We start from the raw sequence: 19,790 nt of genomic DNA, 5'->3' as shown, positions 1-19,790 counted from the left end.
GCGCTCGTGAGACTCAATACCCGCTCAACACCGCGAACGCGAGCACACCGCCCGAGAGCATCAGCAGCACGACGAACAGCGGCAGGATGAACTTCAACCACTGTCCGAAACCGACCCGCGCGGTCGCGAGATACGCGAGCAACATGCCGGACGTCGGCGTGATCATGTTCGTCAGCCCGCCGCCCAGCAAGAATGCCAGCACAGACGTCTGAGGACTCACGCCCGAGAGCTGCGCAATCGGCCCGATGATCGGCATGCTCACCGCGGCCTTGCCGGAGATCGACGGAATGAAGACATCCAGCGCCATCTGCACGCCCATCAGGCCATTGGCGACCGCCACCGCCGATTGACCGCGCACCGCGCGCGTGAAGTCGTTGATGAGCGTATCGAGCACATAGCTCCCATGCAGGATGATCTCGACCGACGCCGCCAGTCCGATCAGCAGGCCCGCGAGCATCATGCCCCTGAGGCCTTCGACGAACGCGTCGGCGGCCGTGCGGGAGTCAAGGCGACCGACGACGGCAGTCACCAGGCTCGTCAGTACATAGAAGGCCGACAGCTCGAGGTTGCCCCACTTCAGCTCGCGCGTGCCGTAGACCAGCATGGCCGCGGCCAGCGCCAGCACGAGCAGCGTGACCTTGTGGCGTCGCGAGAGCCGCGCATGCAGATGCGCCACCGACGCCATTTGCGCCCGCGCCTCGGCCAGGCGGTACTCGCTGCGATACACGTGCCAGAGAAAGTAGGCGATGCCCAGCGCCAGGAACCCCACGAACACCGCCACGCGAAGCCCGACGCCGGAGAACAGCGGCAAGCCGACGAGCGGTTGGGCGACGGCGAGCGCCAGCGGATTCGTGACGGACGCGATATACCCGATCTTCGCCGCAATCGCCACCAGCGCCACCGCGAACAGGTTCGACAACCCCAGACGGCGCGTGAGCACCATCACCATCGGAATCACGACCAGATATTCGGAAATGAAGCCGAGCAGCGTGCTACCCAGCGCGATCAGCACCATCAGCAACGGCGCGAGGAGGTACATGTTGCCCGCGGTGAGTTGCAGCAACCGGTCGATGCCAGCGTCGATGGCCCCCGTCTTGCGCATCACGCCGAACATGCCGCCCACGAACATCACCATGAAGATGAGCGGCGCGTTCTTGACGAGCCCCTGCGGCACCGCGAGAAATGCCGACACCACGTTGGCGGGCTGCGCCTGCGCCGGTGTGCTGTGCGCGGCCCTGGGCGCCACGAGCATCGCAATGTCGTGCGTCTTCGGCACGACTTGATAGGTGCCCGGCACCACGAGCTTGCCCTCGCGCGAGAAGCGCCCGGCATCGACCCACCACGTGATCGCCACGGCCGCGATCAGCACCCAGAGCATCATGACGACGGGGTGCAGCATTTTGCCGTGCGGTTTTTCGACCTTGCCGGGCTCGCCGTGCGCGTGCCCGGCTGGCGCGTTCGCGAGATCGGAATGGGAATGCCCGTCGACGGGCGTCGGCGCTAGCGCTGTCATGTCAGTCCTGCCTGTTGTCTCTTTCGTGTTGTTGATATGACGTCGCCTGGCGCCGTGCCGCCACCGGCCGCCAATCCCTGGCGAACCAGTGCGGGTCTGGCGCCGCGCTACGCCACCTTGTCGGCTTGCGCCTCGTTCGGGGCCTGCGCGAGCGCAGCGCCCGCATACCCCAGTTCCGCCGAAATCTGGCGGCTGCACGCCTGCAGGCGCTCCAGATAATCGGGAATCTCGATGCGGCTGATGCGCGCCTCCGGTCCCGAAATCGAGAGCGCCGCCACGACTTCGCCCGACACGTCGCGCACCGGCACCGCAATGGCGATGGCCCCGCTCGTGACTTCTCCCGCACTGATCGCATAGCCCTTGCGCGTCACGGCGGCCAGCTCCTCGGCCAACGTCATCGTCTCGGCTTCGCCCGGCAAATGCTTCATTCGTGTGAAGAATTCGTTGCGAACGGCATCCGGGGAGAATGCGAGCAACACCTTGCCCGACGCCCCCGAACTGATCGGCCGACGGTTGCCGACCGATCCCACCGAGCGCACCTGATGCGTCGTTTCGCTGCGCGCCACACACACGGTCTCCAGCCCTTCGCGCACACGCAGCACGATGGTCTCGTTGATCGCCTGGTTGAGCACGAGCATCGACTTTTGCGCCGCACGCACGAGAATGTTCTGCTGCGATGCGGCCACGCCGATCACAAACGCCTGCGGCCCCAGCGAATAGGTTGTCGTGCGCTCGTCCTGCAGCACGAACCGGTTGTGCTCCAGTGTGCACAGCATGCGATAGGTGCGCGACTTGTTGATGCCCAGACGATTGGACAGCTCCGTCACGCCGAGTCCCGGATGCTCCGCGACCAGCGAGAGCAGTTTCAGGGCGCTGTCGACGGAATCGACGATGTAGTTCATGGGATTTCCTTAGGGCTTGCCTGCGCGCGCACCCAACGGGCGAGCGTGGCCGTGAACGTTTCCAGATTGCGCCCGAGCGTATCAAATCCGGCGTGCTTCACAAAGCGCGCCTCATCCATGTACAACGCGCGATTGATCTCGATCTGCAAGCTCGAGCGCCGACGCGCGGGATCGCTCACGGCGGTGAGCAGGTCGCCGCCCTGATACGGCGTATTGACCTGAACGCGATATCCCAGCTCGCGCAGCGTGCCGGCCACCCACTCGGTAAACGCCGGATCGGCCGTGGTACCGAGGCGGTCGCTCACCACCATGTCCGGGCGCGCGGCACCGTCGTCCACATTCATGGCGTTGCCGCGCGACTTCATCGAATGGCAATCGACATGCCACAGCGCGCCATGCATCACGTAGGCCGCATCGGCCACTTCCGCCAGCGCGCGGCGATACGGCCGGTAGTAGCCGTCGATGCGATGGCGAACTTCGGCCACCGATAACTTGCGGTCATACATTGGCATGCCCGGCAATGCGTAACGGCGCAGCAGCCCCATGCCGCGTGCCGAATATTTTTCCGGCGCGATGGGGTCCGGCCAGGGCCCATCGAGCATGTCCGCGTCGATATCCGTCACGGCCCGATTCGCGTCGATGTACATGCGGGGGAAATTCGCGGCGATCAGCGTGCCGCCATGACGCGGCACGCAGGCCCAGAGTTCGTCGACGAATGCGTCCCATCCCGAGAGCAGCGCCTCGCGCGGCACCACCGTGTCGAAGTCGGCCGGAAATGTGGCGCCGCTGTGCGGTGAGTCGAACACGATCGGCAGCGACGACTCGACCGGACGCACGACGACATATGCGTCGTTGCGCGACATGCGCACGTCGGCGGATACGTCGGCGCCCAAGGCCGTCGTGTTGTTTTCTTGCGTCACCATCAAAATTTTTCCCACGTGCTTGCGACCGCCTGACGGGCCGGAATAGCGAAATCTCTTATCGCCAAATCATCGTTGTTTTATTTATTAAAACAACGTATTAAAAATTAAGCCTGAAAAAATTTAGACGGTCAAGCGAGGAATCTGTCAGCGGCACGTGCCGATTTCAGGAACCACTCGTGGAATCTGCTGAAATTCACTATTTTTTCCGCGTTTCAATGACTGAAATATCAAATTTTTCAGTATTTTGATTTCACGGATTCTGAAAATTTTTCGACCGGTTGACGTTGCCATCCCCTCTATCCAATAATTTTCAAAACATTGTTTCAATCATTAAAACATTGAAACACGACGTCATTCCACACACCCAGAGGGGAGATATGAAGCAGAAGGCAGGGTTAATCGCACGCGTCGCCATCATGGCCACCGGGGTCGCAGGATTCGCGGCCGTCAGCCCGTCGGCCGACGCACAATCGAACGTCAGGCTCTACGGCCTGCTCGACAGCGGCCTCACGTACGTGAGCAAAGTTGCGGGGCCGAGCGGCACGACGACCGGCAACCGGTTGAGCGTGGATAGCGGCGATCTTCAACAATCGCGTTGGGGCATGAAGGGGATAGAGGATCTGGGCGGCGGCATGAAGGCGCTGTTCATCCTCGAAGGCGGGTTCTCCGTCGCCAACGGCACCGCTGGACAAGGTGGCCTGGCGCTAGGACGCACGACCGTCGTCGGCCTGTCGAGTCCTTACGGCACTGTGCAGATCGGCCGTCGCAAGGACTACATCGACGAAATCGCCACCTGGTATTCGAGCGTCCACGACTTCGGCGTCTTCATCAACGGCGTTCACGACAACAATCTCGACCGCGTCGGCGGCAATCGCGCCAACAACTCGATCCGCTACGATTCGCCGGACTTTCGTGGTCTGAGCGCCAATGTGACTTATGGCTTCGGCGGCACCCCCGGATCGATGGCCACGGGGCAATCGCTGGGCTTCGGTGCGAACTACAAGTACGGTGGCTTCGGCGTCGGCTTCGGGTATTGGCAATCACGACTGGGCACCGGAACCGGGATGACGAACGCGTCGAGCGATGCCGGCGCGACCCCTGGTGGAGGTTGCGATCCCGCGTACGGACATGCGAGCGACGTCTGCATTCGCACATGGATGGTCGGCACGAGCTACCGGTGGGACAAGGCACGCGTCTACGCGTCTTGGTCGCGCACGCTGCAACCGCTTGCACGCTTCGGTGGAACGGCAGCCCCCCTGGCAACGACCCTCACCAGTGCCGCCAGCAGCGGCGCCTTCGCGGCCGCAGGTTCGAACAACGACGCGACCAACGTGTTCGACGTCGGTGTGAACTACTGGGTGCTACCGAATTTGAAGCTTGCCGCGGCAGTCCTGCACTCGCGGTATTCCTTCGTCGGCGCGCCGGCCACGGGTCGTCTGCTCCAATTCAACGTCGGCCTGGACTACTTCCTGTCCAAGCGCACCGACCTCTATTCAAACTTCGCGAACCTGCGCGCGTCGCATATGTACAACCCGGGCATCACGGGTGGCGCACCGGGACGCGACGCGACCCAGAGCGCCGTGACCCTCGGCCTGCGTCACGTCTTCTAAAGGGGGATGCCGCGCCCTGCCATGGGGCGCGGCAAGCATGCCGTGCGGACGATTCAATGCGACTGAGACGCCGGGTCGCCGCGACAATCGCTTCCGGCACAGGACGATGCCGCATTGCGCGCATTCGCCCCCTGCCCAGACGACGTGCCCTGACGTCCAAAGCCGATCTGCTGGAAAACGCCGCCGCCCAGTTCAAAACCGGAGGCGTAGTGATAGGCGGCCACTGTGGAGCCGAGCGCCACCGATAGCAACAACAACGTTCCCGTACGCCAGCGGCGTCGGACCGTGGAAGCCATGTCTCCTCCCTGTCAGAGGTCGGCCCGCCTGAACGACGCTCGTCACCGGCCATCGGCAACCAGCCTTCCATCCTTCCGGCGGGGATCGAGTTCCCGTCACTGCTGAGTCTCGTTTTTTCGCGATTCTGCACGCACTGTGCCCCGTTTGTCATCCCGGCTATCCCTAAGGCCATGAAATGTATCGTGATATGATATATTTTTTGGTTTTCGGACCTCCCGGCGTTTCTCGCCCGCCCGACTCATGCCCGCACCCCCCTCGCCCACACCGACGGTCACCGCCGATGCGCTGACCAAGCACGATTTCGAAGCCCTGTCCGAATTCCGCTATCGCTTGCGCCGATTCCTCAATTTCAGCGAATCCGCCGCGCGCGACGAAGGCATTACGCCGCAGCAATACCTGCTGCTGCTGCACGTCAAAGGTATACCGGGGCGCGACTGGGCGTCCATCAGCGAATTGGCCGAGCGTCTGCAAGCCGTGCATCACAGCGTGGTGGCGCTCGTCGCCCGCTGCGAGAAAGCCGGGCTCGTCACGCGCCGCCAAAACGAAAGCGACCGGCGAGTGGTGGAAGTGCACCTCTCAGCGGCGGGCGACGCATGTCTCATGAATCTCGCCGCCCAGCACCGCAAAGAGTTGAGCACCTTTGCGGACATCTTCCACATTCGTGGCGTTCATCTGTAATCACGGCATTGTCATGGCTTCTCTTCCCCATCCTCCTTCGCCTCACGCCACCGTGGCCGCACCCGCCCACGCACGCGACTTTTCGCGGGCACCGGGCCTGCCGCGACTGCTTGCGCTGGCCGCCGTCATCGGCTTTTGCGGCGTTCCCGCCGCATGGCTGCTGCTGCACCTGATTCAAGGGTTCACCAACCTCTTCTTCTACCAGACGCTCTCGTTCGCGCCCCGCTCGCCCGCCGATAACACGCTCGGCGCCGCCGTCATTGTCCTACCGGTCATCGGCGGATTGATCGTCGGCGCGATGGCCCGATTCGGCAGCGACAAGATTCGCGGCCACGGCATTCCCGAAGCCATCGAGGCGATACTGTTCGGCAAGAGCAAGATGTCGCCGCGCGTCGCCATCCTCAAGCCGCTGTCGTCAGGCATTGTGATCGGCAGCGGCGGCCCGTTCGGCGCGGAAGGCCCGATCATCATGACGGGCGGTGCGGTCGGCTCGCTCATCGCCCAGTACTTCCATCTGAGCGCCGCCGAGCGCAAGACGCTGCTCGTCGCCGGGGCCACCGCCGGGATGACGGCGGTCTTCGGCACACCGGTCGCCGCCGTGCTGCTCGCCGTGGAACTGCTGCTGTTCGAATGGCGACCGCGCAGCTTGCTACCGGTGATCGCCGCGTGCGCGGTCGCGGGTTTTGCACGGCCGCTGATGCTCGACGCCGGTCCGCTCTTTCCCATGGCGGCCTCTGTCGTCGCGCCCATCGCGCTGATATCGTGCGTGATTGCCGGTTTGTGTGCGGGCATCCTCTCCGCCGGCATGTCGCGCGCCCTCTACGCCATCGAAGACGGCTTCCACAAGCTTCCCGTGCATTGGATGTGGTGGCCGGCCATCGGCGGTGTCGCCATTGGCATTGGCGGCTACCTTCAGCCGCGTGCGCTGGGCGTGGGTTATGACGTCATCGCAGATCTGCTCGCCGGACACTTCACACTGCACGCCGCGCTGGCGCTGCTGGTGGTCAAGGCGATCATCTGGGCGATTGCACTGGGATCATGCACGTCTGGCGGGGTGCTCGCCCCGCTGCTCATGATCGGCGCAGGACTCGGCACGCTGCTCGCGCCCGTGCTGCCCGGCGGCGACGTCTCGCTGTGGGCGCTGGTGTGCATGGCGGCCACGCTCGCCGGCGTGCTCGGCGCGCCCCTGACGGCCATCGTCTTCGCGCTTGGCCTCACGCACAACGTGAATGCGTTGCTGCCGCTGCTGCTGACTTGCGGCATCTCGTACGGCATCACGATCTGGATCATGCCGCGCTCGATCATGACGGAGAAGATCGCGCGACGTGGCCGTCACATCCATCGCGAGTATGGTGTCGATCCGCTCGAACGCCTGCACGTTGGCGAGTTGATGACGCGCGAGCCGGTATCGCTGGCCGCCGACATGCCGATCGACGAGGCGGCGCAACAAGCCTTCGGTGCGGGCCAGCGTCATCGCGCCTATCCCGTGGTCGACGCCGGGCACGGTGTGCTGGGCATGGTCGACCGACAAGCGCTCACGCGCGCCCAGGCGCAAGGGCTGCAAACGCTGGGGCAGTTGTACGGCGCGAATCCGCCGCTCGTGGCCCTGGCGTCTGAGACCGGGCGGATCGTGTCGGCGCGTTTCGCGGCGCATCACCTGGAACGCCTGCCTGTCGTGAGCGATGCGACCTCGCGCAAGCTCGTCGGCATCATCAGCCGCAGCGATCTGGTCAAGCCGGCCGAGCACTGGCGCTCGGAAGAAGAAGTGCGCGAGCGCATGCTTCATCTCGGACGCCGACGCAACTGATCCGCGATACGACGACGCGCCGTCAACCCAGGGTGACGGCGCGTCAGGAAGGAATGAAACAACCGTCAGTGGTCAGTGCATCGGCGCCGAATTGCGCGCGTCGCGCGACGAGGCCAGCGGGTTGCCGCTGGCCCGTTCCCAGGCGTTCTTCGCAAGCAGCGCGACGGTGGCGATCACGGCGGGAATGGCCAGCAGCGAGAACGTCGACGCAAATCCCAGGTGACGGCGCATCAGCTCCGCGCCGAGCAATGCCCCGGCAATGCCGCCGAAGCGTCCCACACCGAGCATCCAGGCCACGCCCGTGGCGCGACCGTGCGTCGGGTAGAACATCGCTGCTAACGACGGCATCGACGACTGCGCACCGTTCATCGCCGTGCCGGCCAGGAAAATCAGCACGACCAGCGCACCGATGTTGCCCATCGCCTGCCCGACGGCATACACCAGCACGGCCGTGATCGCGTAGCCCACGGCCACCACTTTCTGCGCGTTGAACTTGTCCATGCACCAGCCCGACAAAATCGTGCCGATGCCGCCACCGAGCGGGAACAAGGCCGTGATCAACGCGGCGCGTTCGATGCTGAAACCGGCATCCTTGAACAGCAGCGGCATCCAGCTCGTGAGCAGATAGAAGATCACGAGTCCCATGAAGTAGGTGACCCACAGCATCAACGAGCCGAAGCCATATTGCTTCGAGAGCACCACGCCGATGGCGGAACCGGCCCGCTTCGGCGCGGTTTCATTGACCGTGAACGTGCCGACGTCGTCGAGCGGCTCGCCCGAGATCCGCGACAGAATACGACGCACGCGCTCGATCGGCTTGTGACGCACGACGAGGAACTTCACCGACTCCGGCAAGCACAGGATCAACAGCACCGCGAGCACCAGCGGCAACACGCCGCCGAGCACCAGCACGCTATGCCAGCCAAAGTGCGGAATCACCCACGAGGCCACGAATCCCCCCACCGACGCCCCCAGCGGAAAGCCACAGAACATGGTGTTGACGATAACCGCGCGACGCGATTCCGGTGCGTATTCGGAAATCAGCGTCACGGCGTTGGGCATGGCCGCGCCAAGCCCAAGCCCCGTCAGGAAGCGCAGTGCGGTCAGCGTCTCGAGATCCTGGGCGAACGCCGTCGTCAGGCTTGCGACGCCGAAGAAGACCACCGAGAGCACCAGCAACGTCTTGCGACCGAGCTTGTCGGCGAGCGGTCCGGCGAAAATCGCCCCGCCCGCCAGACCGAACAGCGCCGCCGAAAGCACCGGGCCGAGCGAACCTCGGTCGATATGCCATTGCTGCACCAGCGACGGCGCGATGTAGCCGATGGCCGCGGTATCGAAGCCGTCAATGGCGACGACGAAGAAACACAGGATCAACACCAGCCATTGATAGCCGGAAAATCGGTGTGCGTTGATGTAGGTGGGCACATCCACCGTTCTTGTCTGCGTCATGAAACTGTCTCCTCGGGGCGCGGCCGCCCCGGTTGTCATCGCTTTGTAATTCTGGAATTCGCCGCCGCGGGTGCGCGTCCCTCTGCGGGGAACGGTGCGCTTGTCGGCCGATGGGATGCAACGGATTTGCGGCGCCGATTTTCTGCCGCTACTGTAAGGCCTTCACCCGGCTGTCGAAATGATCTTTCGTCAGATCATCCATAACGAACAGTTATACACGAGCGCCCGCGCCGATGCCCCCGCCCCGCGCTTCAGGCGAGCGGCAGCCCCACGTAGTTCTCCGCCAGCATGAGTGACGCCGCGCGCGAACTGACAACGTACTCCAGCTCCGAGCGCTGCATCTGCTGCTCGAACGGCGTGGCGTCGTCGAGTCGGTGCATCATGCGCGTCATCCAGTACGAGAAGTGCTCCGCGCGCCAGATCCGCTTGAGCGCCGCCTCCGAGTAGCCCCGCAAGCCGGCTTCGCTGTCACGATGGAAGAAGTCGTCGAGCGCACGCGCCAGACGCCACACGTCGGCCACGGCCAGGTTCATGCCCTTGGCGCCCGTCGGTGGCACGATGTGCGCCGAGTCGCCCGCCAGGAACAAACGGCCGTACTGCATCGGCGTGGCGACGAAGCTGCGCATTGCGATCACGCTCTTCTGGAAGATCGGCCCCTCCTTGAGGCGCCAACCGTCATCGCTTTCCGTGCGCGTGTGCAGCTCTTGCCAGATGCGCTCGTCGCTCCACGTCTCGGCGCGCTCGCTCGGATCGCATTGGAAATACATGCGCTGTACTGTCGGGGAACGTGTGCTGATCAACGCGAAGCCGCGCTCGTGGGCCGCGTAGATCAGTTCGTCCGACGAGGGCGGCGCCTCCACCAACACGCCGAACCACCCGAACGGATACACGCGCTGGTATTCCTTGCGCACCGAGGCGGGCATGGCCGGGCGGCACACGCCGTGAAAGCCATCGCAGCCCGCGATGAAGTCGCACGTCAGCCGTCGAACCTGGCCGTCCACCGTGAACTGCACGCTCGGTTGCGTGCTATCGATGTCATGCACCGAGACATCCGACACGTCGAACAGGATGTCGCCCTGCGCCGCTTCACGCGCCGCGATCAAGTCCTTGATGACTTCGTGCTGTGCGTAGACCGTAATGGCGCGGCCTGTCAGTTCGGTGAGCGAAATGCGATGACGCTGACCGCCGAAGGCCAACTCGATACCGTGATGCAGCGCGCCTTCACGACGCATGCGCTCGCCCACGCCCGTCTCGTTGAGTATATCCATCGTGCCCTGCTCCAGCACACCGGCGCGAATGGTCGACTCGACGGCGGCGCGTGAGCGCGATTCGAGCACGATGGATTCGATGCCTTGCAAATGCAGCAGATGGGAAAGCAGCAGTCCGGCTGGACCGGCGCCGACGATGACGACGGGGTAATGAGTGCGCATGTGTTGTCTCCTGTAGCGGCATTGCCCACGCCCGGCACACCCGTGCCGGGGCATCTCGCGACAGGAAAGCGGCATGCGGGTGGCTTGCATTTCTCTGCTGCCTGGCGCTCGCTGCACCGAATTGAGACTGCGCGTAAACGAGCATGTCAGAAACGGCTTTCACGCCTTGTCACGAGGGGCGAATGCGTCATATCTTATGGATCACGCGCGTCGCATTGAATGGATGAATCGACGCCTTTCTTGTACTTTTTTGACAACTTGAACCAAGGGAAAACCAGTATGTCAGGCGCGTCATCCCGGCTGCGCGCGGCGCGCGAGGCGATTCCGGAATTTTCGCTGTACGGTGAATTGACGGGAACGGACAGTGCCGATTTCGTCCATATCGAATGGATCGAGACGCGCAGCCGCCTCTACGACTGGCATATCGACACGCACCGACATCTGGGACTGTTCCAGGTGCTTGCGATCTTCGAGGGCTCGGTCGAGGCGAACGTCGACGATGCCACGTGGGAGGTGCAAGGCCCGGCCGTCATCACGGTGCATCCGTCGGCCGTCCATAATTTCCGCTTCTCGCGCGGCGCGCACGGCTTCGTGCTGACGATGGCGCAGAGCGTGCCGTTCGATGCCGCGCTCGGTGCCGACGCCGACATGGCGTCGCTGCTGCGCAAGCCGTGGCTTTTCCCGCTGGGCGATGCGCCCCAAACGCGCGACCGCTTGTACACGCTGCTCGGTCTCATCATGGACGAGTTTTCGCGCCCGCAACTGGGACACGCGGAAATGGTGGGATGGCTCACGCGTAGTGTGCTGTTGCTGCTCGCGCGCTTGCATGCGCATCACGATTCGGCTACCCGAGCCGGGCGCACGGAGCTGGATCTGTTCGCGCGCTTTCGCGCGCTTGTCGAGACGCACTACACCGAAGCGTGGGCCGTGCCGGCCTATGCCGAACGACTGCATGTGACCGAGAGCAAGCTCAATCGGTTATGCCGTCGCATCGCGGGAAAATCGGCCTTCGATCTGGTGCAGGACCGATTGATGCTCGAAGCGCGCCGCAAGCTGATCTATATTCCGGCGCCTGTCTCGCACGTCGCCTACGAACTCGGCTTCCAGGATCCGGCGTATTTCTGCCGTGTCTTCAAACGACATGTCGGTGTCACGCCGTCGGCCTTCCGCCGCTCGGCGCAACACGCCCACCTCGGCGACGCTTCGTAAGCGCCGTGAGGTGGTAGACGGGCCAGCGCTGTCGAAAGCCCGCCACCCCGCCGATGCACCGATGCATCGATTCACTGATCCCCTGACGCGTCGATGCGCCGGTGCACCAGCGAACCGGTGCTCACATGCTTACGCGTCGGCCGGGGCCGGCACGCGCAGGAAGCACAGGAGCGCCTCGGTCACGGCCGGGGCACACTCGATGTTCGAGATGTGCGCGCCCGGCACGATGACCTGCTGCGCACCGGGGATGCGCGCGAGCATCGCGCTCGACATCGCGGGCGGCGTCGCAAGATCCTCCGAGCCAGTCACGATCAGCGTCGGCGCGGTGATCGACGCAATCTCGTCGAGCTGATTCATGTCGCGCACGGCGGCACAGGCGGCCGCATAGCCCTGCGGCGACAGCGCGCGGAACATTGCCTTCATGCGCTCGATCAACGCGGGTTCCTGCTCTGCGAACGCCGGCGTGAACCAGCGCGACACCACGGCATCGGCGACCGCGCTCATGCCGTCGGCCTGCACGGTGCGAATGCGCGCATTCCAGCCATCCTCGCCGCCGATATGCGCCGACGAGCAGACGATGGCGAGACGCTCGAGACGCTGTGGCGCATGAATGCCCAGCCACATGCCCGTCATGCCCCCCATCGATACCCCCGCCACACTCGCGCGCTCGATATCCAGCGCGTCGAGCAGCCCGATCACGTCACGTCCCAGTTGGTCGATGACATACGGGCCCGGCGTGACGGACGAGCCGCCATGCCCGCGCGCGTCGTAACGGATCACACGGAATTCGCGGGCCAGCGCCGGCACCTGCGGCGCCCACATCTCGAGCGTCGTGCCCAGAGAATTGGACAGCACCAGCGCCGGTGCATGCTCGTCGCCGTCGATCGCCACGCGCAGCGTGGCGTCGCCCACCTCGATAAGCCGTTCCATCGTCATTCGATTCGTCTCCTCAGCCCTGTGCCGCGTCGCGCGCACGGGTCGTCGACCCCGGCTCGGCGGCTTCCATCTCCGCGAACACCGTCTCGGCGTCGTGGATCGCCTGATTGGCGGCGGGCAAGCCGCAGTACAGCGCAGCGTGCATGAACAGTTCCTTCATTTCCTCGCGCGTCACACCGTTGTTGAACGCGGCGCGTACGTGCATGCGGAACTCATCGCCCCGATTGAGGGCGATGAGCAGCGAGAGCGTCACCATGCTGCGCATGTGGCGCGTGAGGCCTGGACGCGTCCAGATGTCGCCCCACGCGAAGCGCGTGATGAAGTTCTGGAACTCGTCGTTGAATTCATTGCGGCGTGTGAGGGTTCGGTCCACGTGCGCGTCACCCAGGACGGCGCGGCGCACCTGCATGCCGTTGTCGTAGCGTTCCTGATCGTTCATGTTGATTTCCTGCCGGGTTGGGATGGCGCCTGCGTGGCGTCGGCGAGCGCGAGGACCCGGCTCACAAACGCCTCGGCAGCACCCAGATAATGTTGCGGATCCGTCAATCGCTCGAGCGTCTCGACGCCGAGGATGCGGGTAATGTCATCGTCTTCGCGCAGCACATCGAACAAATGACGCTGTTGGGCGAGCGCATCGCGGCAACGTGCCTCGACACGGCGATGGGCTTCAAGACGGCCCATCGATTCGCCCAGGGCCATCGTCACGGCCTCGGCCATGATGAGCCCGTGTGTAATCTCGAGATTTGCCCGCATGCGCGTCGTGTCGACCGTCCAGTCCTGCACGAGCGTGCGCGCCGTGGCCAGCGCACCACCGCACAGCATGAGCAGCTCGGGCAGCGTCTCCCACTCGGCATGCCATGTGCCCAGACCGCGCTCGTGATCCTGCTGCATCGCGACGAACAGCGTGGCGGCCAGTTGCGGCGTGCGGGTGGCCGCCGCGAGAATCGCAGCACAGCCGACCGGATTGCGCTTGTGCGGCATGGTCGACGAACCGCCCCGCCCCGGCCCGGACGCCTCGGCAATTTCACCGACTTCGGTTTGCGTGAGCATGGCCGTGTCGCGCGCGAACTTGCCGAGCGAACCCGTCAGCGCCGCCGCCCAGCTTCCCACGCGTACGATGCGATCGCGCTGACCGTGCCAAGGCGTGGCCGCCTGTGCCAGGTCGAGATGGCGCGCAAGCGCGGCGCCCACGGCGGGGCCCTGCGTGCCGAGCGACGCCAGCGTGCCTGCCGCGCCGCCAAATTGCACGCACAGCGCCTGCGCGCGTACGTTCGCGAGATCGGCGCGCGCGCGCAGCAAGACGTCGAGCGTGCCCGCGAGCTTGAGGCCGAACGTGATCGGCAAGGCGTGTTGCAGCCACGTGCGGCCGACCATGACCGTCGCACGATGCTGCCGAACCTGCGCGGCGAGTTCGTCGATGAAGCCATCGAGATCCGCGCCCAGATCGTCGAGCGCGCCACGCACTTGCAGGATGAGACCCGTGTCGATGGCATCCTGACTGGTGGCGCCCCAATGCACGAAGCGAGCGGCGTCGGCATCGAGCGCGCTCACGCGTGCCGTCAGTTGCTTGACCAGCGGAATGGCGAGGTTGCCCGCGAGGGCCGCCGCGTCGCGCAGGGCGGGCCAGTCGAGTTCGCTGGCACGCGCAGCGGCGGTAATCGGCGCGACAGCGGCGGCCGGGATCAGACCGGCTTCGGCCTCGGCTGCCGCCAGCGCCGCTTCGAAGTCGAGCATGCCCTGCAGCGTGGCGTCGCGCGAGAAGCGCGCCGTCACGGCAGCGCCGCGCAGCAAGGAGTCAAGCAGTTCCGTCATCGGAGCGTCGATGGTGGTTGAGGTTGGGTAGGAGCCCGGTCGCCCGGGTACGTTGCAACAATGCAATGCAGAGACGGCCACGGGCCGGCGGCATTCGCATGCCGACAGCCCGAAGCCGCGCCAGTATCCGCCGTGCGTGACCGAATGATCGACCTCAAAGGTCGAGGAAAACCGTCTCCTCGTCCCCCTGCATGCGGATGTCGAACCGGTACGACACACGCCCGCCGTTCACCTCGCGGCGCGCGATCAGCGTGTGGCGACGCTCGGCCGGCACTTGCTGCAGCACGGGGTCGAGCGCATTGGCCGCGGCCTCGTCGTCGAAATAGATACGCGTAAACAGGTGATTGAGCAAGCCCCGCATCGTCACGATCACGTCGATGCGCGGCGCTTCGCCCGGCGCGGCCACGCCCGGCTTGATCGTCTCGAAGCTGAAGCGGTGCTCAGCGTCCGTGCCGGTGCCGCAGCGGCCGGTGCCGGCGAAGCCGGTGCGCTCGATGTCGTCGGCGCTCTGCACGTAGCGGCCGGCGGCGTCGGCCTGCACAATCTCGATCAACGCGTCGTTGATCGGTTGACCGGCGCCGTCGAGCACCTGCCCGACCAGGCGGATGGCCTCGCCTTCGGCACGATCGAGCGCCACCACGGGCGTGAACGCGCTCTTGAAGTCGTAACGGTACTGCTCCGGCGAGAGGCCATAAGCGAAGTACGGGCCGACGGTCTGCGACGGCGTTTGCTGGTAATCGGACATGGCTCAGGACTCCATCGGCGTTTGGCCGGCACCGCGCAGGACGATGTCGAATTCGTAACCCAGTGCGTACTCGGGCTCGGTGATATCCATCGAGAAACGCGCAATCAGACGGTCGCGGGCATGCGCCGGCGTGGCCTGGAAAATCGGGTCGTAGCCGAGCAGCGGATCGCCCGGGAAGTACATCTGCGTCACGAGCCGGGTCGCGAAATACTCACCGAACACAGAGAAGTGCAGATGCTGCGGACGCCACGCGTTGTGATGGTTCTTCCACGGATAGGCGCCGGGCTTGATCGTCAGGAATTTGTAGCGGCCCTGCGCATCGGTCAGTGCACGACCGGCACCGAGGAAGTTCGGGTCCAGCGGCGCGTCGTGTTGGTCGACCTTGTGCACGTAGCGACCGCACGCGTTGGCCTGCCACAGCTCGACGAGCGTGTTCGGCACCGGACGGCCGCCTTCGTCGAGCACGCGGCCCGTGACGATCATGCGCTCGCCCAGCGGCTCACCGTTGCGCACGGCGTTGCGCGTCAAGTCGCTATCGAGCGCCCCGACGATGCCGTGACCGTAGACCGGCGAGCGCAGGTTCGCGAGGTTCTGCTTCACGGGCACGAGCAGTTGCTTGGGGCCGCGCAGCGCCGTGGACTTGTACCCGCTGTCGATCAGCTTGGGATGCGAATCCCAGTCGCGGGGGCGCAGGACGGTCGTCGAATTCGACATGGTCTCACTCCATTCTGTGTTGACGAATCTGGCTTGCCGCCAGCGTGTTTTCCACACTATATCCATAATCAACGGATATATTTATTGACATTTTCTTAGGTTTTTCATAACTTTCCGGCATGGAAAAACATCGACTCGACGGGCGAATCAAGCTGCGTCATCTGCAATGCCTGCTGGCCGTCGCCCAGCACGGCAGCCTGCAGCGCGCCGCGGAGGCGCTCTCCATCACGCAGCCGGCCGTCAGCAAGACCATTGCCGAACTCGAAGGCCTGCTGGGCGTGCGCCTGTTCGAGCGCGGACGCAATGGCGCGCGCCCCACCGCACAGGCCGAACTGTTCCTGCGGCATGCGGGCGCGAGCGTGAGCGCGCTGCGCCAAGGTATCGACGTCCTCTCGCGCGCCGTCGGCCAGACCGGCGGCGTGATCGAGATCGCCGTCCTGCCCACCCTGGCGGCCGCCCTGATGCCGAGCGCGCTCGAAGCGTTCCGGCGCGAATGGCCGGGCATCGTCGTGCAGGTGCACACCGGTGCCAACCAGCAATTGCTCGCGCAGTTGAAGTCCGGGCAGGTCACGCTGGCGCTCGGCCGGATGTCCGACCCCGAGGGCATGGTGGGCCTCACCTTCGAGCACCTGTGTGCAACGCCGCTTTGCGTGGTGGTGCGCCCATCGCATCCGCTCGCCCAGCAACGCAGCGTGTCGCTGGCCGACATTGCGAATTATCACGTCGTGCTGCCGCCGCACGGCACGATCCTGCGACACACGGCAGACAGCTTCCTGCGTGCGCACGGCGTGGGCATGCTCAACGACTATTCCGAGCTGCTCTCGATGTCTCTCGCCCGCGCCATGACGCTGCGCGACGATGTCGTCTGGATCGCCTCCGAAATCACCGTGCAGGACGACCTTGCCGACGGTGTGCTGTGTGCTCTGCCGTTTTCCACGAAGGGCACCGAGGAGTCGATCGGCATTCTGTGGCGCAACGATACCGTCCCGACCCCGCCGGAACAGACGCTCATCAGCGCCATGCGCGACGCCGCGCGCGTGCGCTATGGCACACCGGGCGTGCGCTGACGACAGCACGCCGTCGCCGGTCACGTCGACCATCCCTCCGGCACGCATCCACAACACATTACGCCGTCGCCGCCACGGGCTGCGCGCTCGCCAGCCCGAGCATGCGTACCGCGTTGTCCTTGAGCACCAGCGGCTTGACCTCATCGCGAAACCCCACCGTCTCGAAGTCGCGCAGCCACCGGTCCGGCGCGATGAGCGGAAAATCCGAGCCGAACAGCATCTTCTCGCGCAGCAGCGAGTTCGCGTACTGCATCAGCTCCGGCGAGAAATACTTGGGCGACCACCCCGACAGATCGATATAGACGTTCGGCTTGTGCAGCGCAATCGAGAGTGCTTGCGATTGCCAAGGCCACGACGGATGCGCGATCACGATGTTCATGTCCGGGAAGTCGGTGGCCACGTCGTCGAGATGGATCGGCTCCGAGAACTTGAGCCGCAACCCGCCGCCGCCCGGCATGCCCGAACCGATCCCGGAATGGCCGCTGTGAAAGACCGCCGTGAGCCGGTATTCCGCGATCAGCTCGTACATCGGGTAGGCCATGCGGTCGTTGGCGAAGAACCCCTGCATGGTGGGATGAAACTTGAAGCCCCGCACGCCGAACTCCTCGACGAGCCGCCTCGCCTCTCGCACGCCCATGCGCCCCTTGTGCGGATCGATGCTGGCGAACGCAATCATGATGTCTGCGTTTTCCTGCGCATAGCCGGCGATCTCCTCGTTCGGAATCCGGCGACGACCGATGTTCGCTTCGCAATCGACGGTAAACATCACAAAGCCGATATTGCGCTCGCGGTAATGGTCAAGGGTCTCGGGAATCGTCGGGCGGCGATTCTGCTTGAGCACCGTGCCGAAATACTTGTCGGCCGCGTCGTCAAACGCCTTGCCGAACAGATCCGGCGGCTGGCAACACGACACTTCCGCATGCACGTGCGTATCGATGGCGATGAGTTTTTCGAGATTCATTCGGCCAGCTCCGGATCGCAAAGTTGCGCAGCGACGATCGTCATCGCACGACGCGTCTCCGGCAGGGTGAACTTCAGCCAATAGCGCGCGGCGCGGCATTTCGCGTCGGCAGCGGGTCCGTGAACGCGCCGCGCCGCCAGTACCGCGTGTGCCCAGAGGCCGGCCATCGACAGGCCGTGCACCACACGCATCACCTCGCCCGCGACACACAACGCCGTGCGGGGCGACGTTCTCGCCAGCGCAATGACGGTCGGCATCATCGACGTCCAGTCGTCGAGCGCCGACAGCGCGGCATCGAAGCCGTGGAGCGTGTCGACGGTGCGCGCGTCGCTTACCTGCGCTCGCGCCCACGCCAGCCATTGCGACAGCGTGGCGCCATCGTCCTTGACCATCTTGCGCAACACCAGGTCGATGGCCTGTATCTCGTTGGTCCCTTCGTAGATCATCGGGATGCGCGCGTCGCGCATCACCTGTGAGATGCCGGTCTCTTCGATGTACCCGTAGCCCCCGAAGACCTGCAATGCGTCGCTCGCCCCCTGGAAGGCCTGCTCGGTGAGCATCGCCTTGACGACCGGGGTGAGCAGCGCCGCCAGCGCATCGGCTTGCGCGCGGGCCTGCGGCGTGTCGGCGTGATGCGCCTCGTCGATCGCGAGCGCCGCGCGATACAACAACAGTCGCGCACCCTCCAGCGCGACGCGCTGCCCCTCGAGCAAGCGCCACACCGCCGGGTGCCCGGCGATAGGCGTCCCGGCGTCGGCCCCCGGCACCCGCGATTGCACGCGCTCACCGGCATGCCGCACCGCCATGTCATAGGCGCTCTGCGCCAGTCCGACGCCGGACGCCCCCACATGCAGCCGCGCCGAGTTCATCATCGCGAACATCGCCTCGAGTCCGCGATGCGGTGCGCCGATGAGATAACCGGTCGCCCCCTCGAACGCCATCGAGCACGTGGCACTGCCGCGAATGCCCATCTTGTGCTCGATGCCGGTACAACGAACGGCATTGCGCTCGCCATTCGCGAGCGTCTTGGGCACGAGAAAGAGCGACAATCCGCCGCTGCCCGGCGGGGCGTCGGGTGTGCGCGCCAGCACGAGGTGAACAATGTTCGGCGTAAGGTCCTGCTCACCGCCCGAGATGAATATCTTCTCGCCGGTCACGCGCACCGTCTCGCGCTGCGCATCGACCCATTCGGCGCGCGTGCGGATCTGCCCAAGATCGCTGCCGGCGCCCGGTTCCGTCAGCCCCATCGTGGCGAGCCATTCGCCGCTGACAAGCGGGCCCAGCCAGGCGTCGCGCAACGCGGCACTGCCGAATCGATGCACGCATTCGTACGCGCCGTGCAGAATGCCAGGGTACATCGTCCAGGCGAGATTCGCGCCGGCCGTCAGTTCCTGCACGGCCACCTGCGCCACGACAGGCAACCCCTGTCCGCCCAACGACGGATCGCACGGCAGCGACGGCCAACCGGCGTCGCGATACTGACGATAGGCTTCGGCAAAGCCGCGGGGCGTGCGCACCTCGCCGTCGCGCCAGGTGCAGCCTTCTCGATCGCCCACGGCATTGAGCGGCGCGAGCACTTCGCGCGAGAAGCGCGCGGCTTCTTCGACTACCTGCACAAGCGTGGCCGTGTCGAAGTCGCGAAACGGAGCGAGGCGCGTCAGCGCCTCACCAACGCCGAGCGTGTCCAGCACGAACGCAATATCGTCGGCCGCGCTGTGCGATTGTGGAGCGTTCATG

At 65.0% G+C, this 19,790-nt stretch carries 18 protein-coding genes; 5 read left to right on the top strand and 13 right to left on the bottom strand.

Going from position 1 to position 19,790, the window contains the following annotated elements; translation table 11 throughout:
- Positions 1-13: 13 nt before the first annotated feature.
- The 3 genes from PEP31012_RS12850 to PEP31012_RS12840 all read right to left on the bottom strand — a co-directional run bounded on the left by PEP31012_RS12850 (position 14) and on the right by PEP31012_RS12840 (position 3,338).
- Complete coding sequence (locus PEP31012_RS12850) at positions 14-1,513, bottom strand: YfcC family protein (RefSeq protein WP_150589730.1); 1,500 nt, start codon at positions 1,511-1,513, stop codon at positions 14-16.
- 107 nt (positions 1,514-1,620) lie between these two features.
- Positions 1,621-2,415 (bottom strand): IclR family transcriptional regulator, encoded by a 795-nt coding sequence (locus tag PEP31012_RS12845; RefSeq protein WP_150589729.1) that lies wholly within the window; start codon positions 2,413-2,415, stop codon positions 1,621-1,623.
- Positions 2,412-3,338 (bottom strand): N-formylglutamate amidohydrolase, encoded by a 927-nt coding sequence (locus PEP31012_RS12840; RefSeq protein ID WP_150589728.1) that lies wholly within the window; start codon positions 3,336-3,338, stop codon positions 2,412-2,414. The genes PEP31012_RS12845 and PEP31012_RS12840 overlap by 4 nt, the downstream gene beginning before the upstream one ends.
- 377 nt (positions 3,339-3,715) lie before the next feature.
- Here PEP31012_RS12840 and PEP31012_RS12835 point away from each other — a divergent pair, with 377 nt between their 5' ends.
- Positions 3,716-4,948 (top strand): porin, encoded by a 1,233-nt coding sequence (locus PEP31012_RS12835; RefSeq protein WP_246171273.1) that lies wholly within the window; start codon positions 3,716-3,718, stop codon positions 4,946-4,948.
- Positions 4,949-5,001: 53 nt separating this feature from the next.
- On the opposite strand, the gene PEP31012_RS12830 is transcribed toward PEP31012_RS12835, so the two are convergent.
- Positions 5,002-5,244 (bottom strand): hypothetical protein, encoded by a 243-nt coding sequence (locus tag PEP31012_RS12830; protein ID WP_150589727.1) that lies wholly within the window; start codon positions 5,242-5,244, stop codon positions 5,002-5,004.
- 241 nt (positions 5,245-5,485) lie between these two features.
- Between PEP31012_RS12830 and PEP31012_RS12825 the strand changes: the two genes are divergently transcribed.
- A complete protein-coding gene (locus PEP31012_RS12825; protein ID WP_150589726.1) occupies positions 5,486-5,923 on the top strand; it encodes a MarR family winged helix-turn-helix transcriptional regulator in 438 nt (145 codons plus the stop codon).
- 52 nt (positions 5,924-5,975) lie between these two features.
- Entirely contained in the window at positions 5,976-7,730 is a 1,755-nt protein-coding gene (locus tag PEP31012_RS12820; RefSeq protein WP_150589898.1) for a chloride channel protein, read from the top strand.
- Between the two features lie 72 nt (positions 7,731-7,802).
- Here the strand turns inward: PEP31012_RS12820 and PEP31012_RS12815 are convergent, their stop codons facing one another.
- Together PEP31012_RS12815 and pobA are read right to left on the bottom strand one after the other, a co-directional pair.
- Positions 7,803-9,179 carry an MFS transporter gene (locus PEP31012_RS12815; protein WP_150589725.1) on the bottom strand — a complete coding sequence of 459 codons (1,377 nt, stop codon included), beginning with the start codon at positions 9,177-9,179 and terminating at the stop codon, positions 7,803-7,805.
- Between the two features lie 251 nt (positions 9,180-9,430).
- Positions 9,431-10,609, bottom strand: coding sequence for a 4-hydroxybenzoate 3-monooxygenase (pobA, locus tag PEP31012_RS12810; RefSeq protein WP_150589724.1), 1,179 nt, complete (start codon positions 10,607-10,609; stop codon positions 9,431-9,433).
- Between the two features lie 279 nt (positions 10,610-10,888).
- On the opposite strand from pobA, the gene PEP31012_RS12805 reads away from it, so the two are divergent.
- A complete protein-coding gene (locus PEP31012_RS12805) occupies positions 10,889-11,818 on the top strand; it encodes a helix-turn-helix domain-containing protein (RefSeq protein WP_174978227.1) in 930 nt (309 codons plus the stop codon).
- Positions 11,819-11,947: 129 nt separating this feature from the next.
- Here PEP31012_RS12805 and pcaD read toward each other — a convergent pair whose 3' ends face one another.
- The 5 genes from pcaD to pcaH form a co-directional block, all read right to left on the bottom strand.
- Positions 11,948-12,754, bottom strand: a complete 807-nt coding sequence (gene pcaD / locus PEP31012_RS12800; RefSeq protein ID WP_150589722.1) for a 3-oxoadipate enol-lactonase — start codon at positions 12,752-12,754, stop codon at positions 11,948-11,950.
- Positions 12,755-12,767: 13 nt separating this feature from the next.
- The gene (gene pcaC, locus PEP31012_RS12795) at positions 12,768-13,193 is read right to left on the bottom strand and encodes a 4-carboxymuconolactone decarboxylase (RefSeq protein ID WP_150589721.1); all 426 of its coding nucleotides are present in this window, start codon (positions 13,191-13,193) and stop codon (positions 12,768-12,770) included.
- Positions 13,190-14,566 (bottom strand): 3-carboxy-cis,cis-muconate cycloisomerase, encoded by a 1,377-nt coding sequence (locus PEP31012_RS12790; protein ID WP_150589720.1) that lies wholly within the window; start codon positions 14,564-14,566, stop codon positions 13,190-13,192. Before PEP31012_RS12790 ends, pcaC begins: the two co-directional genes overlap by 4 nt.
- A gap of 154 nt (positions 14,567-14,720) precedes the next feature.
- Positions 14,721-15,311: a protocatechuate 3,4-dioxygenase subunit alpha gene (gene pcaG / locus PEP31012_RS12785; RefSeq protein WP_150589719.1), complete on the bottom strand. Its 591-nt coding sequence runs from the start codon at positions 15,309-15,311 to the stop codon at positions 14,721-14,723.
- Positions 15,312-15,314: 3 nt separating this feature from the next.
- Entirely contained in the window at positions 15,315-16,025 is a 711-nt protein-coding gene (gene pcaH, locus PEP31012_RS12780) for a protocatechuate 3,4-dioxygenase subunit beta (protein WP_150589718.1), read from the bottom strand.
- Positions 16,026-16,144: 119 nt separating this feature from the next.
- Here pcaH and pcaQ point away from each other — a divergent pair, with 119 nt between their 5' ends.
- Positions 16,145-17,092 (top strand): pca operon transcription factor PcaQ, encoded by a 948-nt coding sequence (pcaQ, locus tag PEP31012_RS12775; RefSeq protein ID WP_150589717.1) that lies wholly within the window; start codon positions 16,145-16,147, stop codon positions 17,090-17,092.
- A gap of 58 nt (positions 17,093-17,150) precedes the next feature.
- Here pcaQ and PEP31012_RS12770 read toward each other — a convergent pair whose 3' ends face one another.
- Positions 17,151-18,053 carry an amidohydrolase family protein gene (locus tag PEP31012_RS12770; protein ID WP_150589716.1) on the bottom strand — a complete coding sequence of 301 codons (903 nt, stop codon included), beginning with the start codon at positions 18,051-18,053 and terminating at the stop codon, positions 17,151-17,153.
- Positions 18,050-19,789 (bottom strand): acyl-CoA dehydrogenase family protein, encoded by a 1,740-nt coding sequence (locus PEP31012_RS12765; RefSeq protein ID WP_150589715.1) that lies wholly within the window; start codon positions 19,787-19,789, stop codon positions 18,050-18,052. Before PEP31012_RS12765 ends, PEP31012_RS12770 begins: the two co-directional genes overlap by 4 nt.
- Between the last annotated feature and the right edge of the window lies 1 nt (position 19,790).

It is taken from the genome of Pandoraea eparura, assembly GCF_902459725.1.
Taxonomy (GTDB): Bacteria; Pseudomonadota; Gammaproteobacteria; order Burkholderiales; family Burkholderiaceae; genus Pandoraea; species Pandoraea eparura.
The sequence above is the reverse complement of the archived record's forward strand: the minus strand, read 5'-3'. Positions and strand labels throughout refer to the sequence as shown.

Bases quoted from the DNA above. Each gene is read 5' to 3' on its own strand.
- PEP31012_RS12850 (WP_150589730.1), bottom strand. From the start codon at position 1,513: ATGACAGCGCTAGCGCCGACGCCCGTCGACGGGCATTCCCATTCCGAT.
- PEP31012_RS12845 (WP_150589729.1), bottom strand. From the start codon at position 2,415: ATGAACTACATCGTCGATTCCGTCGACAGCGCCCTGAAACTGCTCTCG.
- PEP31012_RS12840 (WP_150589728.1), bottom strand. From the start codon at position 3,338: ATGGTGACGCAAGAAAACAACACGACGGCCTTGGGCGCCGACGTATCC.
- PEP31012_RS12835 (WP_246171273.1), top strand. From the start codon at position 3,716: ATGAAGCAGAAGGCAGGGTTAATCGCACGCGTCGCCATCATGGCCACC.
- PEP31012_RS12830 (WP_150589727.1), bottom strand. From the start codon at position 5,244: ATGGCTTCCACGGTCCGACGCCGCTGGCGTACGGGAACGTTGTTGTTG.
- PEP31012_RS12825 (WP_150589726.1), top strand. From the start codon at position 5,486: ATGCCCGCACCCCCCTCGCCCACACCGACGGTCACCGCCGATGCGCTG.
- PEP31012_RS12815 (WP_150589725.1), bottom strand. From the start codon at position 9,179: ATGACGCAGACAAGAACGGTGGATGTGCCCACCTACATCAACGCACAC.
- pobA (WP_150589724.1), bottom strand. From the start codon at position 10,609: ATGCGCACTCATTACCCCGTCGTCATCGTCGGCGCCGGTCCAGCCGGA.
- PEP31012_RS12805 (WP_174978227.1), top strand. From the start codon at position 10,889: ATGTCAGGCGCGTCATCCCGGCTGCGCGCGGCGCGCGAGGCGATTCCG.
- pcaD (WP_150589722.1), bottom strand. From the start codon at position 12,754: ATGACGATGGAACGGCTTATCGAGGTGGGCGACGCCACGCTGCGCGTG.
- pcaC (WP_150589721.1), bottom strand. From the start codon at position 13,193: ATGAACGATCAGGAACGCTACGACAACGGCATGCAGGTGCGCCGCGCC.
- PEP31012_RS12790 (WP_150589720.1), bottom strand. From the start codon at position 14,566: ATGACGGAACTGCTTGACTCCTTGCTGCGCGGCGCTGCCGTGACGGCG.
- pcaG (WP_150589719.1), bottom strand. From the start codon at position 15,311: ATGTCCGATTACCAGCAAACGCCGTCGCAGACCGTCGGCCCGTACTTC.
- pcaH (WP_150589718.1), bottom strand. From the start codon at position 16,025: ATGTCGAATTCGACGACCGTCCTGCGCCCCCGCGACTGGGATTCGCAT.
- pcaQ (WP_150589717.1), top strand. From the start codon at position 16,145: ATGGAAAAACATCGACTCGACGGGCGAATCAAGCTGCGTCATCTGCAA.
- PEP31012_RS12770 (WP_150589716.1), bottom strand. From the start codon at position 18,053: ATGAATCTCGAAAAACTCATCGCCATCGATACGCACGTGCATGCGGAA.
- PEP31012_RS12765 (WP_150589715.1), bottom strand. From the start codon at position 19,789: ATGAACGCTCCACAATCGCACAGCGCGGCCGACGATATTGCGTTCGTG.